We start from the raw sequence: 1,157 nt of genomic DNA, 5'->3' as shown, positions 1-1,157 counted from the left end.
GAAGCTGTCAGAAGTAGCCCGAAAATCGAGGCGTAGGCATAGCCTTTCTTTAAAAATTTCATGATGCAGTGTGTGTCCTTTCCTTAAAAATAAATCTCTTTTGTACCATCCAAGAGACGGTGAAAAGCAGCAGTCCGACGATGATCTTGACAAGCAGAAGATTGAGTTCAAAGACAGCATAGAAGAGACGAATCAGCAGTGTGTCGAGGATAAAGAGCACCAGAGCTAGGCTGAAATAGCCAGTCCCTGTCTTGAGAATGCTGTCGTCGTTCTTAAAGACCAGTTTTTTATTGGTCGAGTAGTTGAAGACCGAACTGGTCACGCGGGCAATCCCGTTAGCTAAAAGAATTCTCAGGCTGGTCGGCGCAGCAGCTAAAAACAAGAGAGCCAGGGCGTAGACCATGTAGTCCACGACGAAACTGCTGAGAGAAGTCAGGGCAAATTTGAATATATTTTTATAAATCATGAGTCCATCCCGAATCGGCCGGAAGTGCGAGCCTTGATTGTCATTGATATAGACTGTCTCAATGGGCACTTCCAAAATGGGATATTCCTTGCTGGCTTCTAGGAGCATGTTCATTTCGTACTCATAGCGCTGACCTTCTACCTTAAGCATAAAGGGAATCATGTTAGTCGTAAAGGCCCGCAAACCGGTCTGCGTATCGGAGACCCCCACCCCAGTCTGGAGCTTGAAGAGACTCCGAGTCAGGCTGTTGCCAAAGCGACTGCGCAGAGGTACCTTGCCAGTAAAGGCGCGTACGCCCAGAATCAGCTGATTGGGATTTTTAGCAGCCTTGGTTGCCACGCGGAAAATATCCCAGACCTTGTGCTGGCCATCCGCATCTGCTGTGATGACCGTTCCGTATTGACCCAGAGACTGGATGTAGGTGAAGGCAGTTTTCAGCGCTTGCCCCTTGCCTTGATTGTTCTCGTGATGGAGGACAGTCGCATATTGTTCAGCCTTTTCAAAGACTGTCTGGCGCTTGGCTGAGCTACCGTCATCGATGACAATGATATGAAAATCGCTCTTGCTCTGAATTTTTTGAATCAGTTTAATCAAATTATAATCAGGCTCATAGGCCGGAATCACTAGATAATCCATATCCATACCTCTTTCTTAGATGATTTGTAGAAAGTATACAGACTGCGGCTTAAAG

1 protein-coding gene is annotated in these 1,157 nt (G+C 46.7%); it reads right to left on the bottom strand.

The features are described from left to right. Window positions 1-58: 58 nt before the first annotated feature. Window positions 59-1,108 carry a bifunctional glycosyltransferase family 2/GtrA family protein gene (locus tag Q0191_RS03845; protein WP_297664004.1) on the bottom strand — a complete coding sequence of 350 codons (1,050 nt, stop codon included), beginning with the start codon at window positions 1,106-1,108 and terminating at the stop codon, window positions 59-61. Between the last annotated feature and the right edge of the window lie 49 nt (window positions 1,109-1,157).

The sequence above is a fragment of the uncultured Streptococcus sp. genome (genome assembly GCF_938036805.1).
Lineage (GTDB): Bacteria > Bacillota > Bacilli > Lactobacillales > Streptococcaceae > Streptococcus.
Note: the sequence above shows the minus strand (reverse complement) of the source record. Positions and strands in the feature narration are given on the sequence as shown.

Excerpts from the sequence above, each read along its gene's own strand:
- Q0191_RS03845 (WP_297664004.1), bottom strand. The coding sequence starts at position 1,108 with ATGGATATGGATTATCTAGTGATTCCGGCCTATGAGCCTGATTATAAT.